Source organism: Pedobacter ghigonis, from assembly GCF_903166585.1.
GTDB classification, from domain to species: domain Bacteria; phylum Bacteroidota; class Bacteroidia; order Sphingobacteriales; family Sphingobacteriaceae; genus Pedobacter; species Pedobacter ghigonis.
Map to the genome: position 1 here is coordinate 122,852 of NZ_CAESCM010000008.1, position 15,571 is coordinate 138,422.

At 42.0% G+C, this 15,571-nt stretch carries 11 protein-coding genes; 3 read left to right on the forward strand and 8 right to left on the reverse strand.

Annotated features, from left to right (window positions below; all coding sequences use genetic code 11):
* Positions 1 to 145: 145 nt before the first annotated feature.
* A complete protein-coding gene (locus tag HWV58_RS13075) occupies positions 146 to 736 on the forward strand; it encodes a Crp/Fnr family transcriptional regulator (RefSeq protein ID WP_175634528.1) in 591 nt (196 codons plus the stop codon).
* Between the two features lie 6 nt (positions 737 to 742).
* On the opposite strand, the gene HWV58_RS13080 is transcribed toward HWV58_RS13075, so the two are convergent.
* The 8 genes from HWV58_RS13080 to HWV58_RS13115 all read right to left on the reverse strand — a co-directional run bounded on the left by HWV58_RS13080 (position 743) and on the right by HWV58_RS13115 (position 13,952).
* Positions 743 to 1,924, reverse strand: coding sequence for an AGE family epimerase/isomerase (locus HWV58_RS13080; RefSeq protein WP_175634529.1), 1,182 nt, complete (start codon positions 1,922 to 1,924; stop codon positions 743 to 745).
* Between the two features lie 5 nt (positions 1,925 to 1,929).
* Positions 1,930 to 4,002, reverse strand: a complete 2,073-nt coding sequence (locus tag HWV58_RS13085; protein ID WP_175634530.1) for a GDSL-type esterase/lipase family protein — start codon at positions 4,000 to 4,002, stop codon at positions 1,930 to 1,932.
* A gap of 7 nt (positions 4,003 to 4,009) precedes the next feature.
* On the reverse strand, positions 4,010 to 5,560 hold the full coding sequence (locus tag HWV58_RS13090) for a sialidase family protein (protein ID WP_235972726.1): 1,551 nt from the start codon (positions 5,558 to 5,560) through the stop codon (positions 4,010 to 4,012).
* 16 nt (positions 5,561 to 5,576) lie between these two features.
* Entirely contained in the window at positions 5,577 to 6,809 is a 1,233-nt protein-coding gene (locus HWV58_RS13095) for an MFS transporter (RefSeq protein WP_175634532.1), read from the reverse strand.
* The gene (locus tag HWV58_RS13100; protein WP_175634533.1) at positions 6,806 to 7,948 is read right to left on the reverse strand and encodes a Kelch repeat-containing protein; all 1,143 of its coding nucleotides are present in this window, start codon (positions 7,946 to 7,948) and stop codon (positions 6,806 to 6,808) included. Before HWV58_RS13100 ends, HWV58_RS13095 begins: the two co-directional genes overlap by 4 nt.
* An 87-nt stretch (positions 7,949 to 8,035) precedes the next feature.
* Complete coding sequence (locus HWV58_RS13105) at positions 8,036 to 8,959, reverse strand: dihydrodipicolinate synthase family protein (protein WP_175634534.1); 924 nt, start codon at positions 8,957 to 8,959, stop codon at positions 8,036 to 8,038.
* Between the two features lie 81 nt (positions 8,960 to 9,040).
* On the reverse strand, positions 9,041 to 10,612 hold the full coding sequence (locus HWV58_RS13110) for a RagB/SusD family nutrient uptake outer membrane protein (protein WP_175634535.1): 1,572 nt from the start codon (positions 10,610 to 10,612) through the stop codon (positions 9,041 to 9,043).
* Positions 10,613 to 10,622: 10 nt separating this feature from the next.
* Positions 10,623 to 13,952: a SusC/RagA family TonB-linked outer membrane protein gene (locus HWV58_RS13115; RefSeq protein ID WP_217707000.1), complete on the reverse strand. Its 3,330-nt coding sequence runs from the start codon at positions 13,950 to 13,952 to the stop codon at positions 10,623 to 10,625.
* Between the two features lie 179 nt (positions 13,953 to 14,131).
* Between HWV58_RS13115 and HWV58_RS13120 the strand changes: the two genes are divergently transcribed.
* Together HWV58_RS13120 and HWV58_RS13125 are read left to right on the forward strand one after the other, a co-directional pair.
* Positions 14,132 to 14,836 carry a FadR/GntR family transcriptional regulator gene (locus HWV58_RS13120; protein WP_175634536.1) on the forward strand — a complete coding sequence of 235 codons (705 nt, stop codon included), beginning with the start codon at positions 14,132 to 14,134 and terminating at the stop codon, positions 14,834 to 14,836.
* Between the two features lie 161 nt (positions 14,837 to 14,997).
* Positions 14,998 to 15,450, forward strand: coding sequence for a carboxymuconolactone decarboxylase family protein (locus tag HWV58_RS13125; RefSeq protein ID WP_175634537.1), 453 nt, complete (start codon positions 14,998 to 15,000; stop codon positions 15,448 to 15,450).
* Positions 15,451 to 15,571: the final 121 nt, after the last annotated feature.

Sequence of the window (15,571 nt, forward strand, 5' to 3'; positions counted from 1 at the left end):
TTCGCGGATAACTTTGCAATAGTTAACCAAACAAATCCGATGGCTTGCCAGGCAAGCAGATTTTGCGGTTACAGAAAAAAGCTGTCCCATTAATTTTTCTATTTAGCAGGTTTAATAAATGCAATATCTGAGCACTCATTCTTCTATGCTTCCACTTTTTCAATACCTGGAAAAGTTTCATCCACTCTCGGTTGAATTCAAAGCTTCTTACGAAAAAAACTGTAAGGTAATTCACGTAAAAAAATACAAACATGTTCTCTCACCGATCGACAACAATACTTCGCTTTACTTTTTGGTGAGCGGGCTGGTGCGCGGATTTGTTAAGGATGGAAAAAAAGATATCAGCACCTGGTTTAGTTTCGGCAATGAGATTATTGGCGCGATACGTCACCCCTTTGACCATGGCAACCATTCGATAGAATATTTACAGGCACTGGAAGACTGCGTACTGATCAGCATTCCCTACAACCTGATTGAGGCGGCTTATTCGCATTATCCGGAAGCTAACCTGATTGGGAGAAAACTTTTTGAATTGCATTACTATGCTGCATCTGACAGGGCAATTCTGGCCAGAATCCCCAATGCATCGAAAAGGTACCGTAAACTCGAAGCCAACGGACTGGCTTTTGATAAAGTTCCCAAACGTTACCTGGCCAGTTATTTAGGTATACGTTTGGAAACCATGAGCAGGATTAGCACCAAATTTTTGGTTGCCGACCTTCATGCGGCATCCTGAGCTAAATTAATAGCCCAGGCTGGTTAATAACTGTGCACAATACCATTCTTGCCTGGGCAGGTGGAAAGGGCCTTTAAAGAGGTTGCCTTTGGCTGTTTGTGCAACAGAACCATCACGGTGCAGGTACCCAAACCATTCGCCATGCTCTTTATCGTGAAATTTATCGTAGGCATAATCGTGCACCATTTTGTGCCAGCGTGCATATTTCTCATCGCCGGTTAAGGTGTAAGCCAGTAAAGTGGCAATAATGGTTTCATTCTGCGGCCACCAGAATTTCATATCCTGCCAATATTCCTGCACTGGTTTGTTATACACATCCTTAAAGTATAAAATACCTCCATGCGCTTCATCCCAGCCACGGGCCCACATGTAATCGAGCATTTTACAGCCCAGTTTAATGAGCTCAGGATCATTATTGCGGTGCTTTGCTTCGTGTAAGATAAACCAGGCCCCTTCAATGGCATGACCGGGGTTTAACGTGCGGCCATCAATGTGATCGATAACCGAGCCATCAGGCGCTACCTGCTCCATTACACATTGAATATCATCTTTAACAAAATCGCGTTTAATTTCTTCAATCCATTTCGAAATCCATTCATCACAACGTGGATCGCCAATGGTTGCACGCAGCTGCTGCGCGGTATTCATCATAATCATAGGTACGCCAATTCCTTTTGCAGGCCGGGTATCGGTAAATTTTGCAGGTAATAAGCCCGGCTGGGTGGCATATTCGATGCATTTGCCAAACAAATACCTGGCTTTTTCGGCTGCAGTTTCATCTCCACTGGCTTTTGCGTAAGCCGCATTGGCAATCACCGCAAAGGTTTCAGAAAAATAATAGCGCCTTTTGCGGATTGGTTTCCCCTCGCGTGTAACGTGGAAAAACATCTGTCCGTCGGTATCGAAGCAATGTTGATTTAGAAAATCAATGCCCGATTTGGCCGCATCGAGCCACTCTTGTTTGGCTTCGACGGTATTATACAGCGTGGACAACAACCAGGCTGCCCGCCCCTGAATCCAAACAGCTTTATCATCGTCAATCAGGCTGCCGTCTGCGTCACGCATAAACATATAGCCCCCATGTTCCTGATCTATTGATCGCGGAAACCAGAACGGAACGGTATTGTTAAGCAGCTGGTTTTGATAAAATGCGGCCAGTTGCTGCAATTCTTTCGAAGTATAACTCATTTTAATTAAGGTATAGAAATGGAAAATGTAGAAGCAGGTAATCCCGCTTCATTAACTAAATTGGCTCTGGTAAAGGGCTGCCAGGCATACAAAACCTTGCTGATCGTTTTCCCGGGCGGAATGTTGATATATATGCGGTTTTGAACAATACGGCCTTTAACCGGAAAATGTGCTCCGGTAATGTCTTCAAGTTCAAATCCGGTCAGCATGCCAGGGCCAGCGGTTTTAAGCTTTTTTGCCCTGGTAAAGTGCACCACAATGAAATTTTTAACTTTCGTTGCCTTCAAAACTACAGGCCCGCTTGCGGTTATGTTTTTATGATAGGTATTTTTTAATGCGAGCAGCGCCAGCCGTTCGCCGATTTCTTTTTTCTGTGCAGGATGCACATTCAGCGAATCGCCCAGATCGGAACTCACCGCCATGCCCAAATTGGGAATAACCGCCTGCAATTTCCGTTGCGCATCTCTGAAATAAGGCCAGGAAGGCCGGTCGATAGCCGACAGCTGTACGTAGTAAAACGGAAAATTATCATTCCATTTTGCCCGCCAGCTTTTAACCAGTAAGGGAAATTCGTGGCTAAAAAGCTCAACATTGTGTGCATTGCTTTCTCCCTGATACCAGATCACACCTTTTATCGGAAAATCAGTAAGTTTTGATATGCCTGCTTCGTAATTGTAAGCCGGTGCGTAAGGGTGTCGCTGTTTCGGATTGACCGCATTTTTTAAGTTTACATCGGCCCTGCTCCGTACCCAATCCTGTAAAAAGTCAGATTTACGCCAGTTATCCAGCATATCTACCAGTAAATCGTCGTGCTCTATGGTTTTTCTATCCAGCCACGATTCGAGTGGTGAACCGCCAACAGCCATTTGAATCAACCCTACCGGGATTTGCTGATCTGATACCAGTTTCTCAGCAAAATAATAGGCTACTGCCGAAAAATCGCCTGCTGCATTTTCATCTAATTTTGCCCAACTGCCCGAGAAATAATTTAGGGAATTGATACTGTTTAATGTTTGATCATTCCATGAAACATTTTCGGTTTCGGCCAGAGGGTTAAACTTTAGTAACCTGACAGGACGTTTTTTATTCAAATGATTTAATGTGGCCTGGCCGGTGGCCGATGACTTTAAAGGAAACGCCATATTCGATTGCCCCGAACAAAGCCATACATCGCCGATCAGGACATTTTTAAGCATCAGGCTGTTACCGTTGCAAACAAGCTTCATCTGGTAAGGCCCACCGAATTTCATGGCCGGAAAGTTCAGCATCCATTTACCATCGGCACCTGCAACAGCGCGCCTCACCTGCTGGTTAAAATAAACGGTTACTTCTTCGTTTGCATTGGCCGTACCATAAACCGGGATGCTTTTATCGCGCTGCAGCACCATGTTATCGCTAAACAGGCCTTTCAATTTAAAACCACCAAAATTACCGGTTATGGCGCTGTAAATTGTTTTGGCAATGATAGCTGCACCTGTACTATCGGGATGCAGGTTATCGGCAAAGAGATCCGGCCGGTTATTTAAGGGTATATTGAGGTCGACAGGCACCAGTTTATTTGCCCTGGCAACCCCTAAAATCTTTTCCTGTACCTGCCAGTACCAATCGCGCGTGCCTGATTTAAACCTCGGGTGGCCACTAAAAATTGGCGTAAGCTTACAGACAAACACCTTAAGCTTTGGATTTTGTTGTTTTAAGGTATCAATCAGCCATTGATAATCAGCCTGAAAGTTATCTTTATAATTGGGCCAGTTTCGCGGATCGGTATCATTTAAGCCCAAATGAATAATGGCTATATCAGCCCCGAAATTCAGTGCTTCGCGAAAAGCTTTTGTTTTAAAATAAGGATTGTGCCCCTTTTTTAACAAGGTTGCCCCGCTGTGCCCAAAATTTGCAACATGATAGCCATCACCCAAAAGCTGCTGCAATTGTGCAGGATAAGCCTGCTTTTCAGACTGATTTAACAAATAACCGGCGGTAACCGAATTACCTATACAGGCTACCTTTATTTTTTGCCCGTACAGATTGGCACCGTTCAAAAAGACCAGCAGGATAATTAACCTACAAAAAATCTTCATGGCGGGTTTACTTAATTATTTCACTTACAGGAATGCGCACAAAATACAGATCCCTTACCCCCTCATAAAAGAAACCAATTGTTTTATCATCAATTTTAGTGAGTGAGGAATAACCGTAAAATCTCCGTTCATCAATAAGCAACTGGTTCTTAAGATCCCAGCTTTCGCCCAAATCTAAGCTGGCTTTAATGGTTAAATTGTAGCGCATGGTTTGCGCATTATCGTTACCGAAAAACACCACTTCCTTTTGCTTTCCTTTAACATTTACACTGGCTTTTATAAAACTGGCCATGCATACAGGGTCGGCTAAGGTACGGTAAGAGGTTGGATGCTCAAGCCAGGTTTTACCCATATCATTTGTAGTGGCTACACTTCTAAAACTCCCGCGGTTATCGCGCATGTTCAGCATTAAAACGCCTGGTGTTGTTTCTATGATCTGACTTTCGGTCGTGTTCGGTTTTGGACCGTCTTCAGTTTTCCAGGTTTTGCCGTGATCGTTACTGTAAACCAATGTAGAATAAGGCATGGCGTGTTCGTCCCAGTACTGTGCGGCAAATACCAGTTTACCATCTGCCATGGCAATTCCACTGCCGGGGCCATTAAAAAACAGGTTCCAGGCGGGATCTTTTGTACCCGCCGTAATACTTTTGGGTGCCGACCAGGTAAGGCCATCGTCATCGCTGCTCACCAATACCAGCTGACCGGTAACATCTTCCGATAAACCAGGTTTAGAACCAGCAATAGAGCGATTTCCCTTGCTCCACAAGGCTGCCACCCATATTTTTTTGGTAACCGGATCAAACAGTACAGCCGGATCGCCTACGCCATTGTTTTCGTTGGGTTCGCCCATATCCATAATCACTTTTGTGGCTTGCCAGTTTCGGCCGCCATCGGTACTGCGGCTCATGCCTACATCAATATTGCCCGGCAAATCGCCCGAATTTTTATAGCGGATATCGTACACCGTAATCAAAGTACCCCTATCAGTAGTAGCCATGCCTGGAATCCGGTAAGTATTTACACCATCATCGCCAGCCTTCTTAATTGCTACCCCCAATCTTTTTACATAACCGGCACCTTCTTCTACAACGCGATAATTTTTTGCGCGGGCATCTTCCAGCTGGTTCACATGAAATTCGATTTTCGAATCGATATCAGCATCAGGCTTAAGTTTGGCGGTAAACCAAATGTAGTGCATGCCCGGTTTTAGGTTAAGGTTTACATCGAACCCCATATTTACCGTTGCAGGGTTAACAGAAAGCAGTTTATTTTTCCCTGAAAAAAGCGGTTCCATACCGGTAAAGTAGACCTCAATTTTTTCGATGGCTTTTATTCCATCGGGATTCAGCTTTGCCGTGATTTTTTTAAACGGAGTTTCTGTCCCCGCCGGCACATAAACCATTACACGCACAAGCTGATTGTTTTCTATTCCTTTTAAAACCGGAATTACCTGGGCAGTAGAAATAATTTCGATACCTTTTTGCGAAAAAGCATTGAGTGTACAAATGGTAAGCAGGGCTAAAACGCCGAGCTGTATTTTAAATTTTATAAATTTCATGATCATTTTTGTTGAGTTAAGCATCTTCAAAATCATTAAACTTCGGACGCAGAAAATAGAGCTGAATCATTAATGCAACCAATACAATAACCGAAAGCATGGCAAAATCTTTACCCAAACTACCCGAGTCGGTAGATTTGCCCAGGAAATCGGTGATAAAAGCCCCCGCAAATACCCCGGTCATATTCATAATACCATAGGCAGTGGCCCTGTACTTAGCCGAAACAAACTGGCAAAGTATGGGCATATTGTTGGCATCGAACATACCATATCCGAAACCGAAGCAAAAAGCTGCCCCAATAATGTTCAGTAAGGAATGGCCAAAACCAATTAACAATAGCGATGGAATGGTTAAAGCCAAACCAATGGCACTGGTATAAATGCGGCCTTTAATATTTTTCTGTACCCACCTGTCAGATAGAATCCCGCCAAAAATTACCCCTAAAAATGAGGATGCGGCAATGGTGATAGTCGAAATAGGTCCGGCTTGTGCCATATCTATTTTCAGGTTATTGGCAAACAAAGTAGGAAGCCAGTTTTTGGTTGCCCAGCCCGGTAAACTCGGAATGGCAAAATAAATGAGGATAATCCAAAAGGAAATGTTGCTGAATAATAATGCCAGACCTTTAAAAAGATTAGGCTTTACCCGAATGGTTTCCTTTTCGTGGGTGCTCGAAGCCTTTTTCTCGTGTAAAAAGAAAACCAGTACCAGCGCATAAACGATTCCTACCAAACCAAAAGAATGAAAGGTAGCCTGCCAGGAAAATTTTGAGGCAATGGTTGCTCCAAAACCACCCAGGGCCTGCCCCATGTACAAACCGGTCATATGAATGCCAATAGCTACCGACCTTGTTTTGGAACTATGATAATCGGCAATAAGCGATAAACCTGCCGGAATATACAATGCCTCACTCACCCCCATCAGTGCCCTGAGCCAGTAAATTTGGTTAAAAGTGGTGGCATAACCCATTAAAAAAGTAACCGCCGACCATACCAGTAAACTACCAACAATTAACCATTTACGATTCAGTTTATCGGCAATAATACCCGATATGGGGCTCATAAAGCCATAAATCCACAGAAAAATGGCCATCAGGTAACCAAAATTAGTTGCCGATTGCAAGTCTGCAATATCCAGCTGCATAGCCGGCCGCATGGTAGAAAGCATTTGGCGGTCCATGTAATTCAGCAGGGCCACAAACCAAAGTAAGCCAACCACTACCCATGCATATCTTTTTGTTTCTCTCATTTGGTTACTTTTATTTTACCCGACAAAATTTTCGGGGTGCGTACACCAGCTTTAATTTCCCCGCCTGCAATGATAATTTCATTCCCAAACCATACGGCCTGAGTAGTAACCGTTCCGTAAGGCATAATTCCTGAAATTACCGTCCAGGTATTGCTGGCAATATTGTATTTTAATACTTTCTGACTAAAACCAGGGTGAGCGGCCTGAATAACGGCTTTGCTCTGGTTCAGTTTCGCTTTTCTTTCAGGATCTTTTTCCCGGTCTATCTCCCCGATCAGCTTTTCTACCTGATGGAAAGTTTTACCCTCGTCGCCACTAAACACCAGAAGCTCTTGTTTTGCAGTAATACCACAAGCTGCAGCCAATGGATTTGGCAAAGCTGCTTTGGCCTTCCAAACCGGATCATTTACATCAAACATCCATACGTTTTTATAAATGGTACTGGTATCGCCCACATTGCTTTTCCTGCCACCTATCATAAAGATTTTCGTTCCCGCGCTTAGCAATACGCTATGCGAAACTGCTTGCGGCAGGTTAATTAATTTTTTCCAGCCCTGCTGCGCATTTTTCAGATCGAGCAATAGAAACTGATCTGTAGCTCCACCCCCTGTTTCACCTCCTGCCAGGTACAAAATATCGCCCACCAGTGTTAAAGCGGCATTGGTTAAGCCAGCAGGCAAATCAGCCAGGGTATTAAAGGTTAACTGGCCATTTTCCCATTTCATGATAAAAACGCTTTTGCTTAATCCTGTTTCATTTTCGCCACCGGCAATTACAATTCCTCCGGGCGTGCTACATACAGCCGCATAAGCCAGATTAAATGGCAATTTGGCTTGATATTGCCTTAAAACCAACCCACGGGCCATTTTCCGGTAAATAAAAATATCGTTGTAATATTTCTTTTTACCGCCTTCCCAGGGCATATTATCAGGAAAGTTCGTTCCGCCGGCTATAAAAAGCAAGTGTTGGTGGCTGCCCGTAATGGCACCAGCCAAACCGATTGTTTGACTTTGCAGCTGTGCAGGCGGAATTTTAGCTACCACATCCCAACTTATGTTATGAATGTGTTGCTGTGCCCGTAATTCTGGAGATATAATTGAGGTAAGCAAGAAAGTAAAATATAAAATGAGTTTTTTCATTAATGCGAAATGGGATTTAAATAAAGATAACCATTGCCGAACGATAATTAAGACGATGCTTCACCTTTAAACCTTTTCTGTTTTTGATTAGTTCGTTGACCTAAAAGCAGCAAAATCTAAATTTTCGACCTCGCTTTTAAAACTTTCAAATTGTTGCTGATCCATATTTTTGACTGGTAGCCTAAATCCCCCGCAGTCGATATCAACCAATTTCATGTAGGCTTTACCTGTTGCAATACCACCGTATTTACCCAATAAACGGATAAAATCAATCGATTTCTGCTGAAGTGCAGCCGCAGTTTGCAAATCGTTTTTTTCAAAAGCAGCAAATAGTTTGTGGTATAGCGGTGTAAGGTAATTAAATGTACTGCCCACAGCTCCTTTTGTACCTAAAACCAATGCCGAAAGCATATTTTCGTCGCGGCCCCAAAGCATATCGTATTTACCGCCATTAAAATTCATGCAGGAAAGGAAATCCATAAAATCCTCATGGGTATATTTTACACCGGCAAAGTTTGGTATTTTACCATCTACAGCGGCCAGCAAATCGATCATATTGAGGTTTGCACCTGTTAATACGGGTATGTGGTAATAGTAAAAAGGCATATTGGGAACCTCGGCAGCAATTTCGGCACACATTTCGGCTAAAACCGAAACATTACCCGGCTTGAAATATGACGGTGCAGTAAAGGAAACACCGTATAAACCAACTTCAAGAGCGTGTTTAGCCAGCGACTTACAATCGGCCAGGCAGGTACCGCCCAATAAAGTCATTACTTTAAAGTCAGCATCTCGCGCTGTTGCCTTACCCCATGCCACTGCAACTTTCATTTTCTCTTCTTTGGTCAAGGAAACGCCTTCGCCTGTTGATCCGCAGATAAAAGCACCGGTAACACCATTTTGCTTTAAAAACTGATAGTATCCGGGAATCACCTCCAGGTTTAGTTCCCCGTTGGCGTGAAAGGGTGTAAAAGGAGCAGCAATTAACCCTTGTAAATGTTCGTAGTTCATATTAAAATTTAAAATAGATAAAATGTATTTTGACCTAAATTAACTACCGGGCAATATCACTCCCGGTAGTTAATTGTTTTATTACGTTCCTTTATATCCAGGATTCTGATCGTTTTTTAAGGTTTCATCCTGATTCAACGTCGATAAATCAATTGGCCATAAAAGCTTGTGATTTTGGCCGGTAATGTTATCCAAAACACCAACCAATGGCAAATCTTTACGGAAAGCCAGCGGATTACCCGAAGCATCCTGCATTCTGCGCAAATCGTACCAGCGTTTACCCTCAGCAACAAATTCTTTTGTCCTTTCTGTAAATATTGCCAACTCATTTTGCTCAAAAGTACCATTAACAAATGCCGGGGCAGTGGTTGGTGCATAAGCACGGTTGCGGATAATCATCATTTCTGCTGCCGGACTCTGGCCTTGTTTGTTTTTCACTTCGGCTAACATTAAATATGCATCTGCAACGCGATATACCGGAAAATCGTCAGCATAACTACGCGCTCCTTCTACCACCACACCAGGAAACTTACGTAGGTTTGTAGCATGAATAGTTCCTTTATTGAAATTTAGAAATGTAGCATTTGCGCGTGTATCGTTAGCATCGAATAAGTTGTACAGTTCTATTTTGTATTCATAGCGAATAATTGTTCCACCACCATTTACTTGCAATGGATCGGCTGGAATAGCAACGCCTTTATCATCAACATAACCAGTTAAAGGATCGGTAATGGCATAAATAAACTGAGCATAACTATTTGTAGCCTCACCAAACTGGTTTCGCATTGCCATAATAATTTCGCTATTGCCTTTACTCGCCGTTATGCTTGCCGATTTAAAAACATTCCCAAAGTCGGTTAACAACGTATATTTCGAAATTACATCTTCCAAAGCTGTTCTTGCAATAGCTAAGTCGGCCACAGTAGTGGTTGGTGCTGCGCCATCTGTTTTAACTTTAGCCGACCACAAATATACCTCCGCCTTTAGCATTTGTGTAGCGCCAAGAGACCATTGAGCCTTTTGAAATTTAGTGGTATAATTGGTCCCGAAACTTGATGTCGATTTGTCGATATCAGCTTTAATAAAATCGAGGGTTTCTTTTTCAGTTTTCGCCCTTGGTAAATACATTTCCTGGGCCGATTTTGGATTTTTAAGCAATAAGGTTGGCTCTATTGCCAAAGGCACCCTTCCGAAGGTACGGAACAAATGAAAGTAATAAAATGCCCTTATTCCGTAAGCCTGACCTAAATAATAAGCCTTATCAGTTGATGAAAGATAGCTTGCCTGTTCTACCTGATAAATAAAATTATTAACGTCAAAAATAGGCCTGTAAAATCCAGACCAACCAGATATGCCCGTACTTGATTCGCGGATATCCTGATTGATGATGTTTGCTGAATTTAAAGAAGCTGTACCAGTAAAGCTGGTCCCCGTTCTTAAAGTTCCGCCACGTAATTCACCCAGCGTAAAAATGGTAAACTGGAAGCCTCTTAATTGACTATGCAGACCAATCATTCCGCCATCTACCTGGGCTGGGCTTTTCCAGAAAGTTTCACTTGCAAAATAATCTTCGGGTGTCAGCTGTAATTTTTTACATGCACTAAATGTAGTGCTCAATATAATTAAGGCTAAGCCTGTTAATATCTTTTTCATTGTAGTTTAATTAAAAAGTAAATTGAAGACCAAAAATTATTGTTCTAGGCAAAGGGTAGCCACCTGATCCGGCACCACCAGTACCTATACTGCTGCTCTCTGGCGAATAAAGCGTCGACTCGCTGAAATAAGCCAGATTCTGACCACTAACAGATAAGCTGATTCCTTCACTTTTTAGTTTATTGGCTAATTTGGCTGGCAACTTATACGTCAGGTTAACTTCCCTAAGCGCTAAGTAATCGCCTTTATGGTAAAACATGCTGGATTCGCGGAAAGTATTGTTTTTGTAAAGCTGATCTGCCCAGTAATAGGTTGGAAACTTTGCATTCGGATTGCTGGGTGTCCAGGTATCTAAAACATCGGTGGTGGTATTAAATGTACCTTGTGCATTACTCGCAAACCAGGTGCGCGGACCATCATAGGCAACAAAGCCTAATGCAAAATCAAAACGGGTACTTAATGTGAAGCCTTTCCAGCTTGCATTTGCACCAAAACCACCGGTAAAGCGGGGAACAGTCCGCCCCATGTAAACACGGTCGAAACTATTGATAATATTATCGCCGTTTACGTCTGTCCACATTACATCTCCCAAAGCAATTGGAAAATTCAGGTTTTTATCAGCAGCACTCATGGCATTGTACACGGCAGGATGAACAAGTTTTCTGGCACCCAATAAATCGACAAAAGACGATGAAGCATAAGCATCCAGATCAGCCTGCGTTCTGATAATGCCTTTGGCCTGGTACGCGTAAGCCACGTTCGGATCCTGGCCTTCCTGTAAACCGCCAACCCAAATTAACTGTTTGGTATCCGGATCGTAGACCTGAAAGCCGCCCTGAAGGTTATTTTGCAAGCCGTTGTTTGGAAGTTTTAAGATTTTATTGGCGTTATAGGCCATGTTAAGATTAAAATTTACGTTCCAATCTCTGTTTCTCAGCACACTATAATTCAGATCAACCTCCACTCCTTGATTCTGCATATCGCCATTATTAGTGGCAATTGAAGTTATCCCTGCGGTGATTGGAAATGTTAAGTTGGCAATTTTATCACTTGTGGTTCTGTGATAATAAGCCACAGAAAGGTCGATCTTATTGAACAAACGGGCTTCTAAACCAACCTCTTTTGTAATTAAACTTTCCCAACGTAAATTAGGATTGGGGATATTTCCAAGCAAATAACCAATACTGCTATTGTATTTATTGGTGCCGTATGATCCTTGCAGGGTGTAAGCTCCAATGAAATCATCACTCACATTACCGTTAGCACCGTAACTCGCTCTTAATTTCAAGCTGTTTACCACTTTGGTAAGGGGTTCAAAGAATTTCTCTTTATGGATGTTCCAGCCTACCGATAATCCAGGGAAGTTACCCCAACGGTTATTTAACAGTCTTGAATATCCATCCCGACGGATAGTTGCGGTTAGCAGGTATTTCTCATCATAATCGTAGTTCATACGACCAAAGAATGATAAAATACGTTGATTGGTATGGTAAGTATCTGTTATTCTTCTGTCCTTTTCAGAATTCGTTAAAGCTAAGTCAGAGAAATCATCTGTAGGCGCACCACTTCCTGATGCCGATAAACCTTGCGAATAAATATCATAAAATTCACTACCTGCCATCACATCGATATGGTGCTTAGATGCTATAGTGGTGTTATAATTAACTACGGCATTATAAGTCTGACTTAAAGCTTTGTCGTATGATGCTGAGGAAGTACGGGTTCTGTCATAATTCCCAGGACTTGACAAGAAATCTCTATTGAAAGATTCATAATTTCCATTATTAAAGAAGTAGTTTCCACTCAGTCTTAAAGAAAGATTTTTTAAGAAATCTACTTTTAAAGCCTGGCTTAAGGTGAACTTATCCGTATTGTTCTTTCTAATAAATTTATCATCATTTACCGCCGGGTTACCATCCCTGTAATCTCTTCCAACCAATAAATCGCCATTCTCATTCATTCCTCTCATTGTTGGAGGAGCTCCTAAAGCACGTGTAAGGTAGTTTCCTTCCGAATTAATTGCATCACGCCATTTGGCATTGGCAAAGTTTAAATTCGAAATAGAGGTTAACCAGGGTTTGATTTTATATTCTCCATTGAACACAAAGGTCAGGCGTTTATAAAATGTATTAATCGGCATTCCTTTTTCATCATAACTACCTAAGCCTGCGTAATATTTACCTTTTTCATTTCCACCGGTCATAGATACGTTGTAATCCTGGGTTAAGCTATAATCTCTAAGTGCATAATCAGCATAATTGAAGTCCTTGTAAATAATTTCGCGGTTAATTCCTGTGGGATCATATGCACCTAAAGCATTGGTTTTTAATGGATCAGTCATTACCTGCCAGCCTTTGCCCAGTAACTCTTCGTTGGCAGCACTTCTAAACATCGGGCTCCAAACTGCCGAAGAAGTCACATTTCCATCCAGGATATTTCCGGCAGCATCTTTATATAAGTTACCGGTGCCAAACGGTCCGGTTGTATTTAACTGGCTTAATCGGCTTGGCTCATATGAACCAGAGGTTTCAATTGCTTTTCGAGACCAGTAAATGTATTGTTCGGCATTTAAAAATTCGAATGGAATGTTTAGTTTATTGATACCTACTTTAGATTTTACCGCGATATTTGAAACTCCCTCTTTACCTTTTTTAGTGGTAATTAGCACCACTCCGTTGCTGGCTCTGGCTCCATAGATTGCTGTAGCAGAAGCATCTTTTAAAACCTCGATAGATTCAATATCATCCTGATTAATATCACTGAATCCGGATCTCAATAAACCATCTACCATCACCAATGGCGAACCGCCACCAGTATAACCTGTTCCTCCGCGTAGTACGATATTGGGAACTGCGCCGGGCCGTCCGGAGGTTTGCTGAACCCTCAAACCCGGAATTGTTCCGGCCAAAGCTGATGCCGGATTGGAACGTACACCTGTTTCCAAAACCTTAGCATCAAGTTTAGATACCGAACCTGTAAGTTTCGACTTTTTAATCGCCCCATAACCCACAACGATTACTTCATCCAGGCCTTTACTATCTTCTAAAAGTTTAATATTAATTGTCGACTGGCTTTGAATAGCGATTTCCTGAGTTAAATAGCCGGTATAACTGAAAACCAGTACATCGCCTTTACTGGCTTTTATACTGTAGGTTCCCGCCGGACTGCTTGAAGTTCCATTTTTTGTTCCTTTAATCATTACCGTAACGCTTGGTATCCCCTGCCCGCTGGCGTCGGTAACCTTACCGGTAATGGTTTGCTGGGCAAATGCCGAAAGGGCTGCAAAGAACAGCAGCATAGGCAAGCTATGCCTGATGAATTTGAAGTAAGTTTCTTTCATAATTTGGTTATCTATATTTGTATTATGTTATACATAATAATACTAAGTACCGATTTATTTTATTTATTTGCAAATAATTTCTGCTTATTTTCAACTCGGGTTTAGGTGCTTAGCCTTATATTTGCGCTTAGAGCAGCTTAGAAGGCAGTTTTTGAATACAAAATAAATTATACATAATAATGGATAGCATTGGTGATTTTAAACAAGTGGATACCAGTTCGTTGGTAGATCGTGTAGAAGATAAGCTTGTACAGCTTTTGCAGGAGCGTAAATTAAAAGTTGGCGACAGCATCCCTACCGAGCTCGAACTTTGTGCTGCGCTGGGCGTTAGCCGTACGGTTGTGCGCGAAGCCATGCTGCGCCTGCGCATGATGGGGTTGATTGAATCGAAAAAGAAAAAAGGTGCCGTAATTACAAGTCCCGATCTGTTTGGCATTCTTTCTAAAAGCATGAATCCGCACATTCTGGACCAGGGCACCCTGAAAGAGATTTTCGAAATCAGGCTGGTGTTGGAAATCGGAATGGCCGATTTTTTATTTCAGCGCATTACCGACGAAGATTTAAAAGAACTGAGAAGAATAGTGGATAACGAACCCGAAGCCGCGCAGGATCATCTCTTCAATATTGAACATGAAATTGCCTTTCATGGTAAACTGTACGATATAACCGGAAATGAAACTCTGCGAAAATTCCAGAGCATGTTGCTGCCTATATTCGATTTTGTGCACAACAGCGGATTGCTTAAAAAGCAGGGACAGCTACACAAGTTTGTTTCTCACAAAGGTTTGGTTGATATTTTAGAAAACGGATCGCCTGAACTTTTCCGCAACGCGATGAGGAATCACCTCGAAAATCATTTTAACCGTCTGTTTGCGGAGGATTAACCTAAAACCACATCAAAATCAGCTTATCTGTAAAAAATTAAACAACTAACAATCAACAACTTATAACTATTTTAAAATTTTAATTAAAAAAATTTTAAAAATCTGTCCAATTTCCAGTCTTCGCGTGTCATTAGGTTTTAACAATCAAAATTTAAAACAAAATGGAAAAGAGAATTAATTTATTCGAACAAGGAATGAGCACGTTGAAACCATTATTTACAATGGGACAGCAATTAAAAAAATCATCAATTGGCCACACCATCATCGAACTGGTCGATTTCCGCGTATCGCAAATCAATGCCTGTGCCTTCTGCCTTGATATGCATTCGAAAGATGCCCGCGCCAATGGCGAAACCGAGCAACGCCTTTACGGATTAAGCGCCTGGAGAGAAACCCCTTATTACACCGATCGTGAAAGAGCTGCACTGGCTTGGGCCGAAGCAGTTACCGCCACCCATGTTACTGATGAAGTATATCAGGAAACAGCAGCACATTTTACAGAGATAGAAATGATTGAACTTACCCTTTTGGTAACCAACATCAACACCTGGAACCGCTTAAACATCGCTTTCCCGAATGCTGTTGGTACCTACAAAGTTGGTATGTTTGGATAAGAGAAATGAGTGAATTAATAAATTAGTGATTGAGTGAATTAATGATTAATTGAATGAATGATTGATTTAGTAAGCGTTTAGGTTTTGGTTTATTCTCTCTTTCAAAACTCAATCATTGAAA

Excerpts from the sequence above, each read along its gene's own strand:
- HWV58_RS13080 (WP_175634529.1), bottom strand. The coding sequence starts at position 1,924 with ATGAGTTATACTTCGAAAGAATTGCAGCAACTGGCCGCATTTTATCAA.
- HWV58_RS13090 (WP_235972726.1), bottom strand. The coding sequence starts at position 5,560 with ATGAAATTTATAAAATTTAAAATACAGCTCGGCGTTTTAGCCCTGCTT.
- HWV58_RS13075 (WP_175634528.1), top strand. The coding sequence starts at position 146 with ATGCTTCCACTTTTTCAATACCTGGAAAAGTTTCATCCACTCTCGGTT.
- HWV58_RS13085 (WP_175634530.1), bottom strand. The coding sequence starts at position 4,002 with ATGAAGATTTTTTGTAGGTTAATTATCCTGCTGGTCTTTTTGAACGGT.
- HWV58_RS13105 (WP_175634534.1), bottom strand. The coding sequence starts at position 8,959 with ATGAACTACGAACATTTACAAGGGTTAATTGCTGCTCCTTTTACACCC.
- HWV58_RS13125 (WP_175634537.1), top strand. The coding sequence starts at position 14,998 with ATGGAAAAGAGAATTAATTTATTCGAACAAGGAATGAGCACGTTGAAA.
- HWV58_RS13120 (WP_175634536.1), top strand. The coding sequence starts at position 14,132 with ATGGATAGCATTGGTGATTTTAAACAAGTGGATACCAGTTCGTTGGTA.
- HWV58_RS13115 (WP_217707000.1), bottom strand. The coding sequence starts at position 13,952 with ATGAAAGAAACTTACTTCAAATTCATCAGGCATAGCTTGCCTATGCTG.
- HWV58_RS13095 (WP_175634532.1), bottom strand. The coding sequence starts at position 6,809 with ATGAGAGAAACAAAAAGATATGCATGGGTAGTGGTTGGCTTACTTTGG.
- HWV58_RS13110 (WP_175634535.1), bottom strand. The coding sequence starts at position 10,612 with ATGAAAAAGATATTAACAGGCTTAGCCTTAATTATATTGAGCACTACA.
- HWV58_RS13100 (WP_175634533.1), bottom strand. The coding sequence starts at position 7,948 with ATGAAAAAACTCATTTTATATTTTACTTTCTTGCTTACCTCAATTATA.